The organism is Rhizobium sp. 22-785-1, assembly GCF_053521965.1.
The window spans coordinates 65,190-81,171 of the sequence record NZ_JBNWDI010000011.1 but is presented as its reverse complement, the minus strand read 5'-3'; the positions used below and the strand labels follow the sequence as shown (position 1 = coordinate 81,171).

Below are 15,982 nucleotides of genomic sequence, written 5' to 3'. Positions count from 1 at the left end.
TCGTTCTACTTGATGGCGCCCGCCGTCATGCCGTTGATGAACTGTCGAGACAGCGCGATATAGAGGATGATGATCGGCAGGGCCGAGAGCGTCAGACCGGAAAACAGCACGCCCCAATCGGTGCCGAACTCGCCCATGAAGGCGGTCAGTCCCTGCGGCAGGGTCTTCAGATTGTTGTTCTGGATGAAGATCAGCGGGAAGAAGAAGTCATTCCAGATCGGCACGACATTCTGGATTGCCGCGATCACCATGGCAGGTCGGACCAACGGCAGCATGATCGACCACATGATCCGCGCTTCATTGGCGCCATCCATGCGGGCGGCATCCTCAAGCTCGTTCGGCAGGCTGCGGATGAAGCCGGTCAGGATGAACACCGTCGTCGGCAGGCCGGTTGCGACATAGATGAAGATCAGCGACAGCCGTGAGTCGATCAGGCCAAAATCACGCATCTGAATGAAGAGCGGAATGATGGCGAGTTTCAGCGGTAGGGTAAGCCCTGCCAGGAAAAACAGCAGTATGAAGCCTGAACCGCGAAACTCGTAACGCGCGATGGCGTATGCCGCCATGGTGCCGAGGATCAGGATCAGCGCGATGGAACTCGCTGTGACGATGAGCGAATTGCTCATATAGAGCAGGAAGTCCGTCTCGTTCCACACCCGTAGAAGACTTTTGACATTGGTGAAATCGGGAATGGAGAAGGGGGACTGGAAGATCTGCGCATTGGTCTTGAAGGCGGAAAAGAACATGATGACGATGGGTGTCAGCATGACGATGCTGTTGCCGATCAGCAGGATCTGGATCAGGCCATCCCAGCCATAGGTGCGGAAGCTTCCGCGGTCGATCCCCTTCCTCATAGCTGGATCTCCCGTCTGCGCAGTCTGACTGTAATGACGCTGGAGATCACGGCGATGAACAGGAAGATCAGCACCGCAAGCGCGCTGCCGGGCCCGAAGTTCTCAGCGGACGCGGACATGCTGCCGAAGGCGGTGCGGTAGAAGTAAAGCCCGAGCACATCCGTAGCCTCGTGCGGATTGCCGTCCACACCGGCCATGATGAAGGGCAGCTCAAACCAGTTGAAGGCACCGACGAAGAGCAGGGTGAACACAACTGTTGCTGAAGGAGCCACCAGTGGCCAGACGATCTTGCTCATCTTCACCCATTCGCTTTCGGTCTCCATGCGCACGGCATCGAGAATCTCCGACGGGATGCGCTGCATCCCGGCGAGGAAGACCAGCGTCGGGAAGCCGACCATGTGCCAGGCATTGGCAACGATAATCGCCATCAAGGCGGTTGAATCCTGGCCCAGCCAGGGCTGTGCCAGGCTGCCAAGCCCGACGGCCCTGAGACTCGCGTTCACTGCGCCGAAGAGCGGGTGATAGAAGAGCTTCCACAGAAGGCCAACGATGACGGTGGAAAGCACCACTGGCAAAAAGACGGCGATGCGGTGGAAGCGCGCGCCCCACAGGTCGCGCCACAGGCAATAGGCGAGGATGAAGCCAACGCCGTTTTGAAGCACCATCAGGGCGAAGAAGACGAAGATATTGTGCTTGAAGGCGTTGATGGTGCGCTCAGAGAACGGATACTCGAACAGCACGCGGTAAAAATTATCGAACCAGACGAAGTCGCCGCGGACAAGCCCTCGCCATTCATAGAAGGCGTAAGCGAAAGCCGAGAGGATCGGATATACGAGAAACAGGCACATGAAGGCGATCGGCGGGACCACAAGGGCCGCAATCCAAAGTCTTCTGCCTGTCAACTTGCTGGACATCATCGACACTATCCCAACGGCCATCGATCGGTGGAGTGGGCCGCTCCGGTTAAGGAGCGACCTGTGAGAGCATCGTCAGTGAAGGCGGTTCACCGGCAGTGCTCTCGAGCTTTGCGAAACGTGAGAGGCTGAACTTTTGGAAAGCCCGGCTAATGTCCGATCACTTCTTGAACGGAGCATACCAGGCAGAGAGACCATCGGTCATCGACTTGCCGACTTCGGCCGGTGTAGCCTGCCCGTTCAGCATCTTCGAAACGCCCGCTTGGATAAGGTTCGAACCCGTCGGTTCGCCGTAGCGGAAGTTGACGAGCGTCATGTAGGGGATCGAATCCTTGTTGAGCTCGGCAACCTCGGCGAGCAGAGGGTTGTCGAAGGTAACGCCGGGAACGGCTGAAACGTTGTTCAGACCGTTGGCGAAGGCCTGTCCGAAGTCCTTGCTGGAAACGTAGTTCAGGAACTTCAGCACGGCCTCCGGGTCCTTCGGCTTGGCGTTGCCGCCGAAGCCGGAATCGTAGAAGAGACCGACGAGCTTCTCGTCCTCCGCCTTCAAGCCGGGGGCGGCGAAGACGCCCATCTTCAGCTCCGGGTTCTGTTTGGCGAAGTTGGCAAGCTCGAAGGAGCCGCCAGCGAACATGCCGGCCATGCCAGAGGTGAACAATTGCTGCGCGGACGCGTAGTCCAGACCGACAAAGCCATCCGGGAAATACTGCGAGATTTCCTTGAGCTTGGTCAGCGCTTCGACATAGCGCTTGTCGTTGAAGTCGGTCTTACCGGCCATAAGGTCGGCATAGAAAGCCTTGCCCATGATGGAGGACGTGAGTGCGGAAACGATGGTCTCATTCTGCCAGCCGGTTGCCGTGCCATTGGCAAAAGGCATCACGCCCGCTGCCTTCAGCTTCTCGCAAGCAGCGATGAACTCGTCCCAGCTCTTGGGCTCGGTAATGCCGTTCTTCTCGAAGATCTCGGTGTTGTAGATGACGAGCATGGTCTGGCTTGCGGCGGGAACGGCATAGAGCGTCTTGTCCGAGCGCATGGTGGCGGAGGCAAGAGCGGGTTCCGAGAAGCCCTTCAGTGCCGGGATTTTTGTACTGTCCAAGGGCATCAGATAGCCGGCACCCGCCAGGCTCTCAATGCCGCCATAGGTACGGGTCATCATCAAATCCGGACCCTTGCCACCGGCAAGCGCGGTGGAAAGGACGGTATTGTAGCTGGTTGCCTCGAAGGCCTCGAACTTTACCGTAATGTCCGGGTTCGCTTTATTGAAATCGGCGAAGAACTTTTCATATTCGGCCTTATCTTCCTGGCGCCATGTCCAGAAGGTCAGGTCTGCGGCAAAGGTTGCGCTGGCCGAAAGCATGGTGCTGCAGGCAATGGCCGCTCCAATTAGAAATCGTTTCATCTGTTCCTCTCCTTCTTTTTTGGTTGATGCGAATTACCCGATTACACCGCAAGTCGCTGCGATGTTTCACGGCTGAAGTAATGGACCTTCTCAGGCTCGACGCTGATCGTCACCGGTGTGTCAGGTGCATATTGCGTATCCGGCCCGCAACGTACCGAGACGGGTGCGCCATCACCCATCCGCACATAGACGTAGGCGCTATCGCCGAGATATTCGGTGTAGACCACCTGTGCAGCAAAGCCCTCCTGGCTCGTATCCGACGAGATCGACATGGCGTCCGGTCTCACACCCATCAACAACGCGCGCTCCGGCGATGACGGCAGGCGTGGCAGCGAGATCTGGCCAATGCCGGGGGCGATGAGCCGGTTGCCGTCTCGCTCCACATTCAGCATCGCCATGCGTGGAGAGCCGATGAAGTTGGCGACGAAAACATTGGCTGGTGTTTCGTAAAGCTCGCGCGGCGACCCGAACTGCTCGATACGACCGCCATTCATCACAACGATCCGGTCGGCCAGCGTCATGGCTTCCACCTGGTCATGGGTGACGTAGATCGTGGTTCCGCCAATCTCCCGGTGCAGACGAGCAATCTCAAGTCGCACCTCGGAGCGAAGTGCAGCGTCGAGGTTGGAAAGAGGTTCGTCCAGCAAAAGAAGCTGTGGCTTGCGCACCAGCGCCCGGCCGATTGCGACGCGCTGACGCTGCCCGCCGGACAATTCGCGGGGCTTTCGCTCCAAAAGGGCCTCCAGCCGCAACATGCGAGCAGCTTCACCGATCCGCGCTTCGACCTCAGGCTTGCTGAGACCCATCAGCCGCGCACCGAAGGCCATGTTCTCATAGACGTTCATATGCGGATAAAGCGCATAGGACTGGAATACCATGGCGATGCCGCGTCGTGATGGCGCGATCTCGTTCATGCGCTTATCGTTCAGCCGGAATTCGCCATCGGTGATCGGATCGAGACCGGCGATCAGCCTAAGAAGTGTGGATTTTCCGCAGCCGGATGGTCCGACGAAGACGATCAGTTCCCGGTCATTCACATCGAGATCGATGCCATGAAGAACCTCGACAGCCTTGAAACGCTTCTTGATGCCGCGCAGTGACAGTTGAGCCAAGGTCAGAACTCCATTTCGCTCAGGACGTGCCGCTCTGCGGCGTGCTTGAGATCGCTTCGTCTATCGCCGCGATTGTCTTCGCAGCATCAACGTGATGAATGCTGTGCCAGCCGAGCCGGCGCGATGTTGCGATGTTTTCCAGCGTGTCGTCGATGAAGACGATCCGCTCTGGCGAGACCTGTTCGCGGTTCTGAACCGCGAGATAAATCTCTTCGCCCGGCTTTTCCATTCCCATCTCATGGGAAAGGTAGCACGCATCGAACAGTTCGGCGCCGAGCATGGTTTCGATGATGTGGCGCCAGTGAATGGACTGGGTGTTCGACAGGCAGACGACGCGATGGCTGGATTTCAGTGTACGGACGTAATCCACCATGCCGTTAAAGACGCCCTCAAGGAGAGCGGTTTCCGCTTGCAATATCTGCTCAGCGGTCAGCCCATACATCTCGGACGCGCGATGCAGATAGGTATCTTCGTCGATCTGGCCGAGGCGAAACTGCATGTTGAGGTGAAGCAGGTTTGTGTTTGCCTGGTCAGTCGAAGACCATCGCCCGCCCGCTGCGAATGCTGCCTTGCGCTTTTCGACATTCAATTCGATAAAGACGCCGCCGACATCGAAGACGATGAGCTTGTCGTCGCTGTGCCTCTCCGGCTTGATCACCACATATTCTCCGCAGGAAAACCCTATAATGCGAAGGAAAAACGCGCTACGCCCTTCTACGGATTTCACATTGGCAAAAGCTGCGGGAATTATCAATTCCTTATTTTGTTAAAGTTCAGAATAAAATATTTTTCCCGCTGATGAGCAAATACAGCATCGCCGGCATTGGGGGTTACCCATGCCGGCGATGCAAATTGATGACTGGAATGCACAAATCTATTGATCGAAGATGCCTGTCTGCGACGCGACCTTGCGATAGGCCGCACCAGCCGTGAAGCCGCCATCGATGACGAAGTCTTCGCCGGTAATAAAGCTTGATGCGTCAGAGGCGAGGAACAGGACCAGTTCGGCGATCTCTTCCGGCTTGCCGCTGCGCTTCATCGGCGTCATGTCGATCATCGGCTTCAGGTGCGGGCTGTTGGCGTTCAAGCCCGTCACGACAAGACCTGGGCAGACGGCGTTGACGCGGATGGCCTTTGGCGTCAGTTCCATCGCCGCACTGCGGGTCAGGCCACGCAAGCCCCATTTGCTGGCCGTATAGGCCGGGTCGTAATGGCCGGAGAAGCCGCTATTGGAGGAGATGTTGATGATCGAGCCGCCGCCGGTCTTGCCCATCAATTCCGTCACCGCCTGAATGCCAAGGAAGGCACCGGTCAAGTTCACCTTCAACACCCGCTCCCATGCCTCAAGACTGGTGGTTTCGACGATGGTGCGGTTGATGATGCCGGCATTGTTGACGAGGATATCGATGCGGCCCTTCCATTCGGTGGCAAGCGCCACAACACCTGCCCAGCTCGCTGGATCGGTCACGTCGAGATAGATGAAGCGGGCTTCGCGGCCTTCACTCTGCAGGCTTTCCGCCAGCGCCCGGCCTTCCTCGTCCAGTACGTCGGCGATGATGACGGCGGCACCTTTGGAGGCAAACAGGCGGGCTTCGGCCTCTCCCTGGCCGCGCGCGCCGCCGGTGATGATGGCGAGACGCCCTGAAAGATCGGTCATGCTCAGTCCCTCGCTTCTACCGTTTGCTGCCGCTGCTCGCCCAGACCCTCGATGCCGAGCGTCATGACCTGGCCAGTCTTCAGGAAGACAGGGTCCGGCTTGATGCCCATGCCCACACCTGGTGGAGTGCCGGTGGCGATCACATCACCGGGCTCCAGCGTCATGAACTGGCTGATATAGCTGACCAGATGCGCGACGCCGAAGATCATCGTGTTCGTATTGCCTGTCTGGTGGCGGATACCGTCCACATCCAGCCACAGGGCGAGGTTCTGCGGGTCCGCCACCTCGTCGCGTGTGACCAGCCAGGGGCCTGTCGGGCCAAACGTGTCGTGGCTCTTGCCCTTGGTCCACTGACCGCCGCGCTCGGATTGGAAAGCGCGCTCGGACACATCATTGACCACGCAATAGCCAGCGACATGGTTCAGTGCATCGGCCTTGCTCACATATTTCGCCCGCGTGCCGATGACGACGCCAAGCTCGACCTCCCAGTCGGCCTTCGTCGATCCGCGCGGGATTTCGACATCGTCGTTCGGACCGACGACTGCCGAGGTCGCCTTCATGAACAGGATCGGTTCGTCCGGCGGTGCCTTGCCGGTTTCCTTCGCGTGGTCGGCATAGTTGAGACCGACGCATATGAACTTGCCCGGACGCGGCACGCAGGAACCAATTCGCTCGACTGAGACCTCTGGTAGCGTTGCAGGGTCGATTGCAGCAAGCCGCGCGAGACCGGCGTCGGAGAGGGCGTCGCCGTTGAAGTCGGCAATGACGCTGGAAAGATCGCGGATCGAGCCGTCCTTCGCCACGAGGGCGGGCTTCTCGGCGCCTTCGGGGCCGTATCGCAACAGCTTCATCAGGCTCTCCTGAAACCTTCGAGTACGGAATCATCCACATCCGGCAGGTTGAAGACGATGTTGTCCGGTGTGCGGGTGGTGAGCCACACCAGCTCTTCCGTCGTCGACATGTTGACCTCGATATGCGGCCAGTTCGGCGGCACGAAGATGAAGTCGCCTTCTTCCATGTCGAGATACTCTTTCCAGTCCTCGCCGAAATAGATGCGTGCCTTGCCCTTCAGTACATAGCCGCCTGTTTCGGCCTCGCCATGATGATGCGGATAGGAGCGGTAGCCGGGATCATTGGAGACTTTGCCAAACCAGATTTTGGTGGCGGGCGTGTGCTGCGGGCTGACGCCCGATACGCGCACGCAGCCGCCGGACTGGCCGGTACCGGTGTCTTCCTGACCCTTGCGGGTAATGAAAGGTCTGATGCTGCTGGTCATGGAATATCTCCTCCTCTTCGATCTTAGGTCGGTCGGGCTTCAATCAGTCGGGAACGACGGCGAGCGCCTGGATCTCGATCTTGGCGCGGTCTTCCATCAAAGACACCACCTGCACGGCGGCCATTGGCGGAAAATGACGACCGATGATCTCGCGATAGATCGCGCCGATTTCCTTCATGCGTGATTTGTAGGAAACGCGGTCGGTGAAGTACCAGGTCATCTGGATCAGATGCTCAGGCTTTGCATCCGCCGCCTTCAGCACACTGACGATGTTGATCAGCGTCTGACGCACCTGTTCGACGAAGTCGTCGGAATGGAACTGGCAATGCTCGTCCCAGCCGATCTGACCGCCGACCTGGACGATGCGACCGCGGGCGCTGATCCCGTTTGAGTAACCGATAGGCTTTGCCCAGCCGTCCGGCTGGATGATTTCATGCATCATGTCTTGGCTCCAGATAACGTGTGAGACCTGCGCGCACGTCGTCAGGCCAGGGATGGGATTTGTGGTCTTCGAGCGAGGTCATCACGATCCTCTGCTTGACCGACCAGATGATGTCGCCACGGACGGTGACGATGGTTTCGAGATCGAGCGAAGCCCGGCCGATCGAGCGCACATGCACGGCAAAATCGAGCGTATCGCCATAGACGGCAGGCTTCTTGAATTCGAGGTTCATCGTCACCGTCGGCAGGCCGAGCTTGCGCTCGAACATCAGTTCCTTCCAGGTGACGCCGAAGGAGGCGAACATCGCTTCGTTGACGTCGACGAGCATCGAGAGATAGGCCGGATGATAGGCAATACCCGTCAGGTCGCAGTCGCCGAAGCGCATGGGTTTGGATTGGGTGAAGGGCATTTTATTCTCTATCTCCGTTTAGCCTGTCATGACCTCGCCGCCAGCAATCGCAATTGCCTGGCCGGTCACCGAACCCGCCGACGGCGAGGCAAGCCACAGCGTTGCATCCGCCACTTCCTGCGGCCTGATCAACCGGCCTTGCGGGTTGGACTTCGTGAATTCCGAAAGCGCCTCTTCGCGGCTGCGCCCTGTCTTCTGCATGATGGTTTCAAGCGATTGCTGGATGATCGGCGTATCGGTGAAGCCGGGGCAGACGGCGTTGACCGTCACGCCCTTTTTCGCCAGCTCCAGCGCCAAGGCTCTCGTCAGGCCGACCACGCCATGCTTGGCCGCGCAATAGGCCGAGACATAGGCATAACCAGTCAGCCCCGCCGTGGACGCGATATTGATGATGCGTGCTCCCTCGCCATGTCCCTTCAAGTCCGGCAGCACGGTCTGGGTGACGTTGAACACCCCCGTCAAATCGACTGAGAGGACATGGCTCCACATGTCAGACGAGGTCTTCTCAAAGGACGCACTTGGCGCTTCACCGGCATTGTTGACGAGAATGGTAACCGCACCAAAGGCCTGACGGGCTCTTTCAAGCCCGGTCGAGATCGCCTCCGCCTTCGTCACGTCAAAGCCGTCGAGCACGAAGGCCCGGGTACCGATTTCCGCTGCGACTGCATCAAGCGGCTCGCGGCGACGGCCGGCAAGCGTCACATTCGCCCCCGCCTTTGCCAGGGTGTGGGCAATAGCAGCGCCGATTCCGCTTCCGGCACCGGTGACGAGCGCATGCCGTCCTTCAAGGGTGAGAGCGTTGGACATGCCGCTCTCACTTGCTCGCGCTGGCGCGTTCGAGATTGGCCTCATACTGGAACTTGCCAGACATATACTGCTTTGGCCATGGCACGTTCTTCAGCCCGATCTTTGCCGCCTCGTGCAAGGCCCAGGCAGGATCCGCCAGATGAGGGCGGGCCACGGCGCAGAGATCCGCACGACCCGCAGAGATGATCGAGTTGGCGTGATCCGCCTCCGAAATCGCACCGACCGCGATGGTCGGAATGCCGATCTCGTTGCGAATCTTGTCGGAAAAGGGCGTCTGGAACAGGCGTCCATAGACCGGCTTTTCTTCCTTCCAGACCTGGCCGGACGAGCAGTCGATCAGGTCTGCGCCTGCATCCTTGAACATCTTGGCAAAGACCGCGGCATCTTCCGGCGTGTTGCCGCCTTCCGTCCAGTCATGACAGGAGAGGCGAACGGAGATCGGCTTGTCTTCCGGCCATGCTTCGCGCACGGCGGCGAAGACTTCCAGCGGGTAGCGGGCACGGTTTTCGTAAGACCCGCCATACTCATCTTCGCGCCGATTGGTCAGCGGCGAAAGGAAGGATGAAATCAGATAGCCATGGGCTGCGTGAAATTCGAGCCAGTCGGCTCCGGCTTCCGCTGCGCGCCGGGTGGCGGCAACGAAGTCGGCCTTGACGCGGTCCATGTCGGCGCGGTCCATCGCTTTCGGCACCGCGCTGTGCTTCAGATAAGGGATCGCCGAGGCAGAGAGAAGCGGCCATCCGCCTTCTTCCAGCGGCTGGTCTATACCATCCCATGCTCGCTTGGTCGCGCCCTTGCGTCCGGCATGACCGAGCTGAATGCCGACCTTGGCGGCGCTGTTGGAGTGGACGAAATCGACAAAGCGCTTCCAGCCCTTCGTCTGCTCGTCGTTCCACAGGCCGAGGCAACCGGGGGTGATGCGGGCGTCGGGAGAGACGCAGGTCATTTCGGCAAAGATCAGACCGGCACCACCAAGGGCGCGGGCGCCGAGATGAACCATGTGGAAATCATCAAGCAGACCGTCGGTCGCCGAATACATGGCCATTGGCGAGACGACGATGCGGTTCGGCAGCGTCGTGCCGCGGGCCGTATAGGGCGTGAACATCGGTGGCAGGCAGCGTTCGTTTTCCTTGACGGCAAGACCGGAATGGCGGGCGAACCAGTGCTCGTAACCTTCTAGCCATTCCTTGTCGCGCAGACGCAGGTTTTCGTGGCTGATGCGCTGCGAGCGTGTCAGCATCGAATACATGAACTGTTCGGGTGGCAACGTATCGGCATAGCGATCGCCAACCACTTCGAACCATTCCATGGCGTTGCGCGCCGCATTCTGGATGCGTGCCACATCGACGCGGCGGATGTCTTCATAGATCTTCAGCACATCGGCAATGCTCTCCTTGCCGTGGCCAGCCTTATTGAACTGATTGGCAAGCTCGATCGCGTCGTCGATGGCAAGCTTCGTGCCTGAGCCGATGGCGAAGTGAGCCGTGTGGGCGGCGTCGCCCATCAGCACCACATGGGAATTGCCGTTGAAATGGCTCCACTTGCCGCAGATCAACCGGTTGAAGTTCAGCCAGGCAGAGCCGACCATATGCCGTGCATTGGTCATCAGTTCCGCGCCTTCGAGGGTTTCGGCGAAGAGGTTCTGGCAGAAATCGATCGATTCCTGCTGGCTCATCTGGCCGAGACCATGCTCCTCGTAAGCCTTCTCGGTGGTCTCGACGATGAAAGTCGAGGTGTGCTCATCGAACTTGTAGATATGCGCTTGGAACCAGCCGTGATCGGTCTTGCGGAAATCGAAGGTGAAGGCGTCGAACAGCTTGTTGGTGCCGAGCCAGATGTAGCGGTTCGGGCGCTTGACGAGGTCCGGTTGGAAGACATCCGCGTAACGGTTGCGAACCTTTGAGTTGAAGCCGTCCGATGCGATGACCAGATCGGCATCGGGGAAGTCCTGGTCGCCGCCGGCGTCGGTTTCGAAGACCAGTTCAACGCCGAGCGCTTCGCAGCGGCTCTGGAGAATGTTGAGGAGCTTCTTGCGCCCGATGCCGACGAAGCCGTGGCCGGTGGTGCGCTGGCGCGTCCCCTTGAACAGAACTTCGATATCGTCCCAGTGGTTGAAAGCCTGCTGGATTTCGTCAGCGCTCTCCTTGTCCCACTTCTGCATGGACGCCATGGTCTGGTCGGAGAAGACGACACCCCAGCCGAATGTGTCATAGGGGCGGTTGCGCTCGACGACGCGGATGTGATGCTCTGGGTGCAGTTTCTTCATCAGCAGGCTGAAATAGAGCCCTGCCGGGCCTCCACCGATACAAACGATACGCATGTAACCCTCCATGGCTTTGACAGCACCTTCACGAGCTCTTATTTGAAGATTAAACTAATTTTGGATGTTGATGCTGTCAAGTATGCAGATGCATATATCGGGATTTATTTTAGGCTTAAAATAATTGGTCGCAGGGGTGGAGCCTGCGACCGTTGGAAATTAGGGTTCGTGTGCCAAAAGCTTTCGCCGCAGGCACGCTAACGCTTTGTTTTCAATATAAGAGGCTGCAGGCCATGATATCCTTAGCTAGCAAGAGCGGCCCGCTGTCGCGCGACAGGCACTCGAATGCCCGCCTGCTCCAATAGCGGCAGCACGGTATCCCGGAAGTATGGGAATTCCTCGACGTAATCGACGAAGGAAAGAGTCGTTCCGGCAAAGCCAGCCCGGTGCAGCGAGATCAGGCCGTCTGCCACCTGTGGCGGCGTTCCGACCAGCGGGAAGCCACCATGGCCAGCTGCCATCCGATCTTTGATGAGCGCCAGGAGATCGTGTGGGAAGGAATGAGCATGGGCAAATTGCAGCTTCACAAGATTGTCGACAGCGTCCCAATCGGCATTGTCCTTGCCGAAATGCTGCAGATAATCCGTCGCTTCCTTTTCCGTCGGTCGGCAGACGACATGCGAGAAGGTGAGCACACCCGTGTTGCGACCTGCTTCCGCACCCTTTGCCTTAAGCTCGGCAATCTCCACCTCCGAGCGGCTGAGATCGATTGCTGGGGTGAAGAGGAAGTCGGCATTGCGAAGAGCAAAGTCGCGGCCCTGGCCAGAGCCTGCTGCATTGAGGATCGGCACCCTGCGGGAAGGGCGGGGATCGCCAAGGATGTTCTTCAGGTGGAAGAAAGTGCCGTCGTAATCGAACGCCACTTCTTTCTGCCAAAGTGATTTGACCAGATCGAACCATTCGTCGGCATAGGCGTAGCGGCTCTCATGATCGGCGGGAAGATTAAGCCCCAGCGCCTCGTATTCCGGCTGATTCCAGCCGGCGACGATGTTTAGCCCGATGCGGCCATTGCTGATCTGGTCGATGGTGGCGATCTGCTTTGCCACGACAGCCGGATGATTGGCGGCGGTATGAATGGTGGCGAAGACGTTGATGTTGCGTGTGCTGGCCAGCAATCCGGCAGCCCAGGTCATCGTCTCCAGCACGTTGCCGTGAAAATTTGTCTCGCCGCCATAACCGATCCAGCGTGCGATCGGCAGCATGAAGTCGATGCCGGCGTCATCCAGCAGGCGGGCGAGTTTCAGATTGTTGTCCCAGCTGTTCGTCCAACGCTCCGGCACTTTGGTGACAGACATGCCGCCCGAACAATTGGATGCGAAAGTGCCAAGCAAAAACTGCCCGGCGGCGAACATTGAGTTCTCCGTCATGGTTGGTTCCCCATTTTTTAATAGAATTTACAATAGAAAGTCTATTTTAAACTTCAAGCTTGTCAATGGGCAATCGAGAGATCACAAAAGCGGAAATGCGAGCAGAGCAACGACACCGATGAGCAAGCAGAAAAACGGCGACGAGCACCACAATCCCGACAATGATGAAGCATTGGACCGGCGTTGGCATCTGGCGCGAACGCCTGTGGAAGTCGATTTGGCAGAGGCCGAGTTCGCGCTCATGCGCGCCTTTGAAGCCTTCGGACGCTGGCAGGCGGAGTGTTTGGGTTCGGTCGTCGACCTTGCCGTGAGCGGTACGGAAAACGCCATGCTGCATATCATCCGCATGAATGAACGTCCCAAATCGATCAAGGACCTCGCACGGCTGGCAAACCGGGACGACATTCCCAATATGCAATACAGCCTTCGCAAGCTGATCGGTGCCGGTCTGGTGCAAAAGAGTGGTAGCGGGAGGTCGGGCGTCGTCTACAGCGTGACGGAGAAGGGCAAGCTCGTTACCGATCGCTACGCAGATGTGCGCGCCTCGCTGCTGGCAAAGGCGGTTCAATCGGTGCCGGAGTTGCGCCACCGTCTCGAAGACGCCACCACGACGCTCGATCTGATGACCGGCATCTACGAGCATGCGGCGCTGAGCGCCGCAACCCACCGTCGCTTACCGAAAGAGCCTCTGGAAGAATGACAGGCCGCACGGATGCGCGGCCTCCCAAGTCGTGAAAGGGTTAGGCTGCAAGCTTTGTGAGATAGGCGTCCGCTTCTTCCGGCACGGCGAACCATGGGAAGAAATCGCGCGGATCGTTGAAGCCGTTGGCGATGCGCTTTGCCAAAGCGGGGAAGGCCTGAGCCGAGCCCATGATGTTGAGCACATGCGGCGGTGGCGGTGCGAGCAATGCATTGGTCCAGCCGACAACATACTGCGCGTAGTTCCAATAGGCTTCGAAGGTCGCCTGTTTGAAGGCGTCGTCGAATGGCCTGTCGCCATGGGTCAGGATGGCGTCCATATAGTATTTGGCGGCTTTCGATGCGTTGTTGGAGCCTTGGCCGGTGATCGGGTCGTTGAGGCAGACGGCATCCGCCAGACCAAGAACGGTCGCACCCGATGGCAGCTTGCCGATCGGCTTTCGTACCGTAGGCGCGAAGGCTCCTGCCAGACGGCCATTGTCATCCGTCAGAGAGACATTGGCGCATCGCTCCGCTTCCCATGGCAGGAAGGTATCGAGAATCCACTTCGACTTTTCGAGGTGCGCGTCTGGAGAGTTTACATTCTTCCAGCAATCCATCGAGCCTCCGGGAACGCCTTCGAACACCATGATGTCGCACGGGCCGGTGGTCGTCAGTGCCGGGAAAGTAAAGTATTCGCCGACACCGGGAATGAGGTTAAAATTGACTGCCGAATGACCGGGGCGCGGTGCCATGCCCTTCACATAGGTTAGCGCCAGCGCGCGCTGCGGCTTGTCATAGGGAGAGCGTTGTGGATCGCGCTCGAACATCTTGGCGATATCCCCCTTGCCGGCCGCGACGATCACCAGATCGCTTTCCTTCGCGTAGGTTTCAAGGTCTTCGATACCGGCATCATGAATCGTCAACTGTCCGCCGCGGTGTTTGAACTCGGTCAGCCAGCGGGGGATCTTAACGCGTTGATCGACGCTCTGGGCCTTGCTGTCCAGCTTGCCGTTCCATTCGATGGCCTTGCCGCCATCCGGTGCCGGAACTACGAAGTTGATCGAGTCGACGGTCGGGCAACTGTCGCCCCAGAAGTTGAGGCCGAGCTCCCGCTCGTTTTGCAAGGCTTGATCGAACATGCACTGGCTGGACAGAACTCGCCCCGAGGCGATTTCTTCGGCTGTTCGGTTTTGTACGATGTGCACCGAGTGACCGGCATCCAGCAGGCCGCAGGCCAGTTGCAGACCGGATTGGCCGCCGCCGACGATGGTAAAGCTGCGCTTCTTCGTCATTTTCATTCTCCCTGTTCTCAAGTTCCGCTGTGACGTTCCCGTTTGTTGATCTTCGAGGCGGCTCAATTCATGAGGCGTGGTATTGCTGGCTCGTTGCGCTCCGGTCCCATGGCAGTGTAGCCGCCATCGACGCGAATATCGGTTCCGGTAATGAAGCTTGCATTGTCGGAGAGGAGGAATGCGACCGCCTCTGCGACTTCTTCCGGGCTTCCCGTGCGTCCAAGCAGGTGGAAGTCCTTGGCGACACTGTCTGCCTTTTCGCGGGTGTTCTTGGTCAGCTCGACCATGACATTGCTCCAGGTCCAACCGGGAGAGACGGCGTTGACGCGAATGCCGTCAGGCGCCAAATCCATCGCCTGGTTGCGCGTCAATTGCAGGATGGCGGCCTTGGAGACCGGATAGACCCACCGTCCGGTCTGGGCGATGCGTGACGAGATCGAGCCGAAATTGACGATGGCGCCCTTGTTCTTGGCAAGGTGCTTGTGCGCCGCCTGCATCAGCGCGATCGAGCCGACGACATTGATGTCGAAAGCCTTCAGCCAGTCGGCGCGAGTCGTCTCGACGCCATTGTCGAGATAGGTACAGGCGACATTGACAAGAAAATCCAGGCGGCCGGTGGCCTCAACCGTTTTGTCGACGAGTGTGCCGATATCGGCATCGCTGGTGATGTCTGTACGGATAAACTGGACTTTGTCTCCGGCTCGCTCAGCCGCAGCTTTTCCGGCTTCTTCGTTGATATCGGCAATCACCACCGATAGGCCGTAGCCAGCCAGCACCTTGGCAATGCCCTCGCCAATCAGTGTCGCGCCGCCGGAAATGATTACGGTTTTCCCTTGAAGTCCGCGCATCGTCGTCTCCTTGCAAATGTCAGCAGAAATGGTGTGTGGTATCAGGCCGCGGCTTGCGGAGGTGCGGCTGCGGTCAGAAACGCACCGTTTCCGTAGATCAGCGGATTATCGTCTTCCGAAGCGCAATGGGTCTTGGCGACCTTGCCGATCAGGATCAGATGCGTGCCGAATTCCTTCACCTCGGCGATCTCGCATTCGAAGGAGACGCATGTCTCAGACAGAACCGGCGCGCCGGTCATGATGCCCTTGATCCATTCGCCTGCGGCAAAGCGTTCTTCACGTACAAGGCCCGCTCGTCCGGCGAAGACTTCGGCCACGGGTTGCTGATCGAGAGATAGAACGTTGACGGCAAAGACGCCGCTCGACTCCACCACGGCTGCAACCGAGCTTGAACGGTTGACGCAAGCCAGAAGCGACGGAGGGTCCGTCGAAAGCGAACAGACGGCCGTGGCCGTGAGCCCGCAGCGGTTGCCCTCTGCATCCATGGAAGTGATGATGGTGACACCGCCGGTCAGCTTGCGCATACCGGCGCGGAATTCCTCGCTGCTCATGTTTTTGTTCCCTTTGCGAATGGATTTCGCATTCGTTTTATGTTTAAACTTTC

17 protein-coding genes are annotated in these 15,982 nt (G+C 58.6%); 1 reads left to right on the top strand and 16 read right to left on the bottom strand.

The genetic code is table 11. From position 1 onward, the window contains the following. Positions 1–5 precede the first annotated feature (5 nt). The 13 genes from ACQZ5M_RS19380 to ACQZ5M_RS19320 all read right to left on the bottom strand — a co-directional run bounded on the left by ACQZ5M_RS19380 (position 6) and on the right by ACQZ5M_RS19320 (position 12,557). A complete protein-coding gene (locus ACQZ5M_RS19380) occupies positions 6–854 on the bottom strand; it encodes a carbohydrate ABC transporter permease (protein WP_062445176.1) in 849 nt (282 codons plus the stop codon). Further along, the gene (locus tag ACQZ5M_RS19375) at positions 851–1,771 is read right to left on the bottom strand and encodes a carbohydrate ABC transporter permease (RefSeq protein WP_296082941.1); all 921 of its coding nucleotides are present in this window, start codon (positions 1,769–1,771) and stop codon (positions 851–853) included. The genes ACQZ5M_RS19380 and ACQZ5M_RS19375 overlap by 4 nt, the downstream gene beginning before the upstream one ends. Before the next feature lie 157 nt (positions 1,772–1,928). Continuing rightward, positions 1,929–3,167, bottom strand: coding sequence for an extracellular solute-binding protein (locus ACQZ5M_RS19370; RefSeq protein WP_449080588.1), 1,239 nt, complete (start codon positions 3,165–3,167; stop codon positions 1,929–1,931). A 41-nt stretch (positions 3,168–3,208) separates the two neighbouring features. Further along, positions 3,209–4,279, bottom strand: a complete 1,071-nt coding sequence (locus tag ACQZ5M_RS19365; protein WP_279872986.1) for an ABC transporter ATP-binding protein — start codon at positions 4,277–4,279, stop codon at positions 3,209–3,211. Positions 4,280–4,298: 19 nt separating this feature from the next. Beyond that, complete coding sequence (locus tag ACQZ5M_RS19360; protein ID WP_363315893.1) at positions 4,299–4,937, bottom strand: HAD family hydrolase; 639 nt, start codon at positions 4,935–4,937, stop codon at positions 4,299–4,301. A gap of 216 nt (positions 4,938–5,153) precedes the next feature. Continuing rightward, positions 5,154–5,936, bottom strand: coding sequence for an SDR family NAD(P)-dependent oxidoreductase (locus ACQZ5M_RS19355; RefSeq protein WP_296097047.1), 783 nt, complete (start codon positions 5,934–5,936; stop codon positions 5,154–5,156). A gap of 2 nt (positions 5,937–5,938) precedes the next feature. Beyond that, positions 5,939–6,787: a fumarylacetoacetate hydrolase family protein gene (locus ACQZ5M_RS19350; protein WP_449080587.1), complete on the bottom strand. Its 849-nt coding sequence runs from the start codon at positions 6,785–6,787 to the stop codon at positions 5,939–5,941. Beyond that, complete coding sequence (locus tag ACQZ5M_RS19345) at positions 6,787–7,212, bottom strand: cupin domain-containing protein (protein WP_449080586.1); 426 nt, start codon at positions 7,210–7,212, stop codon at positions 6,787–6,789. Before ACQZ5M_RS19345 ends, ACQZ5M_RS19350 begins: the two co-directional genes overlap by 1 nt. A 43-nt stretch (positions 7,213–7,255) precedes the next feature. Beyond that, complete coding sequence (locus ACQZ5M_RS19340) at positions 7,256–7,651, bottom strand: RidA family protein (protein ID WP_162723217.1); 396 nt, start codon at positions 7,649–7,651, stop codon at positions 7,256–7,258. Then, complete coding sequence (locus tag ACQZ5M_RS19335) at positions 7,644–8,063, bottom strand: acyl-CoA thioesterase (protein WP_279872979.1); 420 nt, start codon at positions 8,061–8,063, stop codon at positions 7,644–7,646. Before ACQZ5M_RS19335 ends, ACQZ5M_RS19340 begins: the two co-directional genes overlap by 8 nt. Before the next feature lie 18 nt (positions 8,064–8,081). Continuing rightward, complete coding sequence (locus ACQZ5M_RS19330) at positions 8,082–8,870, bottom strand: SDR family NAD(P)-dependent oxidoreductase (protein WP_449080585.1); 789 nt, start codon at positions 8,868–8,870, stop codon at positions 8,082–8,084. 7 nt (positions 8,871–8,877) lie between these two features. Further along, a complete protein-coding gene (locus ACQZ5M_RS19325) occupies positions 8,878–11,190 on the bottom strand; it encodes a bifunctional salicylyl-CoA 5-hydroxylase/oxidoreductase (RefSeq protein ID WP_449080584.1) in 2,313 nt (770 codons plus the stop codon). A gap of 242 nt (positions 11,191–11,432) precedes the next feature. After that, complete coding sequence (locus tag ACQZ5M_RS19320; protein ID WP_449080583.1) at positions 11,433–12,557, bottom strand: LLM class flavin-dependent oxidoreductase; 1,125 nt, start codon at positions 12,555–12,557, stop codon at positions 11,433–11,435. A 118-nt stretch (positions 12,558–12,675) separates the two neighbouring features. Between ACQZ5M_RS19320 and ACQZ5M_RS19315 the strand changes: the two genes are divergently transcribed. Further along, positions 12,676–13,257 (top strand): winged helix DNA-binding protein, encoded by a 582-nt coding sequence (locus tag ACQZ5M_RS19315; protein ID WP_112956944.1) that lies wholly within the window; start codon positions 12,676–12,678, stop codon positions 13,255–13,257. Positions 13,258–13,297: 40 nt separating this feature from the next. On the opposite strand, the gene ACQZ5M_RS19310 is transcribed toward ACQZ5M_RS19315, so the two are convergent. From ACQZ5M_RS19310 to ACQZ5M_RS19300, 3 genes are all read right to left on the bottom strand, one after another. Beyond that, positions 13,298–14,530: a styrene monooxygenase/indole monooxygenase family protein gene (locus tag ACQZ5M_RS19310; protein ID WP_449080582.1), complete on the bottom strand. Its 1,233-nt coding sequence runs from the start codon at positions 14,528–14,530 to the stop codon at positions 13,298–13,300. Between the two features lie 62 nt (positions 14,531–14,592). Further along, positions 14,593–15,378, bottom strand: a complete 786-nt coding sequence (locus ACQZ5M_RS19305; RefSeq protein ID WP_449080581.1) for an SDR family oxidoreductase — start codon at positions 15,376–15,378, stop codon at positions 14,593–14,595. A gap of 41 nt (positions 15,379–15,419) precedes the next feature. Next, a complete protein-coding gene (locus ACQZ5M_RS19300; RefSeq protein ID WP_449080580.1) occupies positions 15,420–15,929 on the bottom strand; it encodes a flavin reductase family protein in 510 nt (169 codons plus the stop codon). Positions 15,930–15,982: the final 53 nt, after the last annotated feature.

Excerpts from the sequence above, each read along its gene's own strand:
- ACQZ5M_RS19380 (WP_062445176.1), bottom strand. The coding sequence starts at position 854 with ATGAGGAAGGGGATCGACCGCGGAAGCTTCCGCACCTATGGCTGGGAT.
- ACQZ5M_RS19375 (WP_296082941.1), bottom strand. The coding sequence starts at position 1,771 with ATGATGTCCAGCAAGTTGACAGGCAGAAGACTTTGGATTGCGGCCCTT.
- ACQZ5M_RS19370 (WP_449080588.1), bottom strand. The coding sequence starts at position 3,167 with ATGAAACGATTTCTAATTGGAGCGGCCATTGCCTGCAGCACCATGCTT.
- ACQZ5M_RS19355 (WP_296097047.1), bottom strand. The coding sequence starts at position 5,936 with ATGACCGATCTTTCAGGGCGTCTCGCCATCATCACCGGCGGCGCGCGC.
- ACQZ5M_RS19350 (WP_449080587.1), bottom strand. The coding sequence starts at position 6,787 with ATGAAGCTGTTGCGATACGGCCCCGAAGGCGCCGAGAAGCCCGCCCTC.
- ACQZ5M_RS19345 (WP_449080586.1), bottom strand. The coding sequence starts at position 7,212 with ATGACCAGCAGCATCAGACCTTTCATTACCCGCAAGGGTCAGGAAGAC.
- ACQZ5M_RS19340 (WP_162723217.1), bottom strand. The coding sequence starts at position 7,651 with ATGCATGAAATCATCCAGCCGGACGGCTGGGCAAAGCCTATCGGTTAC.
- ACQZ5M_RS19335 (WP_279872979.1), bottom strand. The coding sequence starts at position 8,063 with ATGCCCTTCACCCAATCCAAACCCATGCGCTTCGGCGACTGCGACCTG.
- ACQZ5M_RS19330 (WP_449080585.1), bottom strand. The coding sequence starts at position 8,870 with ATGTCCAACGCTCTCACCCTTGAAGGACGGCATGCGCTCGTCACCGGT.
- ACQZ5M_RS19325 (WP_449080584.1), bottom strand. The coding sequence starts at position 11,190 with ATGCGTATCGTTTGTATCGGTGGAGGCCCGGCAGGGCTCTATTTCAGC.
- ACQZ5M_RS19320 (WP_449080583.1), bottom strand. The coding sequence starts at position 12,557 with ATGACGGAGAACTCAATGTTCGCCGCCGGGCAGTTTTTGCTTGGCACT.
- ACQZ5M_RS19315 (WP_112956944.1), top strand. The coding sequence starts at position 12,676 with ATGAGCAAGCAGAAAAACGGCGACGAGCACCACAATCCCGACAATGAT.
- ACQZ5M_RS19310 (WP_449080582.1), bottom strand. The coding sequence starts at position 14,530 with ATGACGAAGAAGCGCAGCTTTACCATCGTCGGCGGCGGCCAATCCGGT.
- ACQZ5M_RS19305 (WP_449080581.1), bottom strand. The coding sequence starts at position 15,378 with ATGCGCGGACTTCAAGGGAAAACCGTAATCATTTCCGGCGGCGCGACA.
- ACQZ5M_RS19300 (WP_449080580.1), bottom strand. The coding sequence starts at position 15,929 with ATGAGCAGCGAGGAATTCCGCGCCGGTATGCGCAAGCTGACCGGCGGT.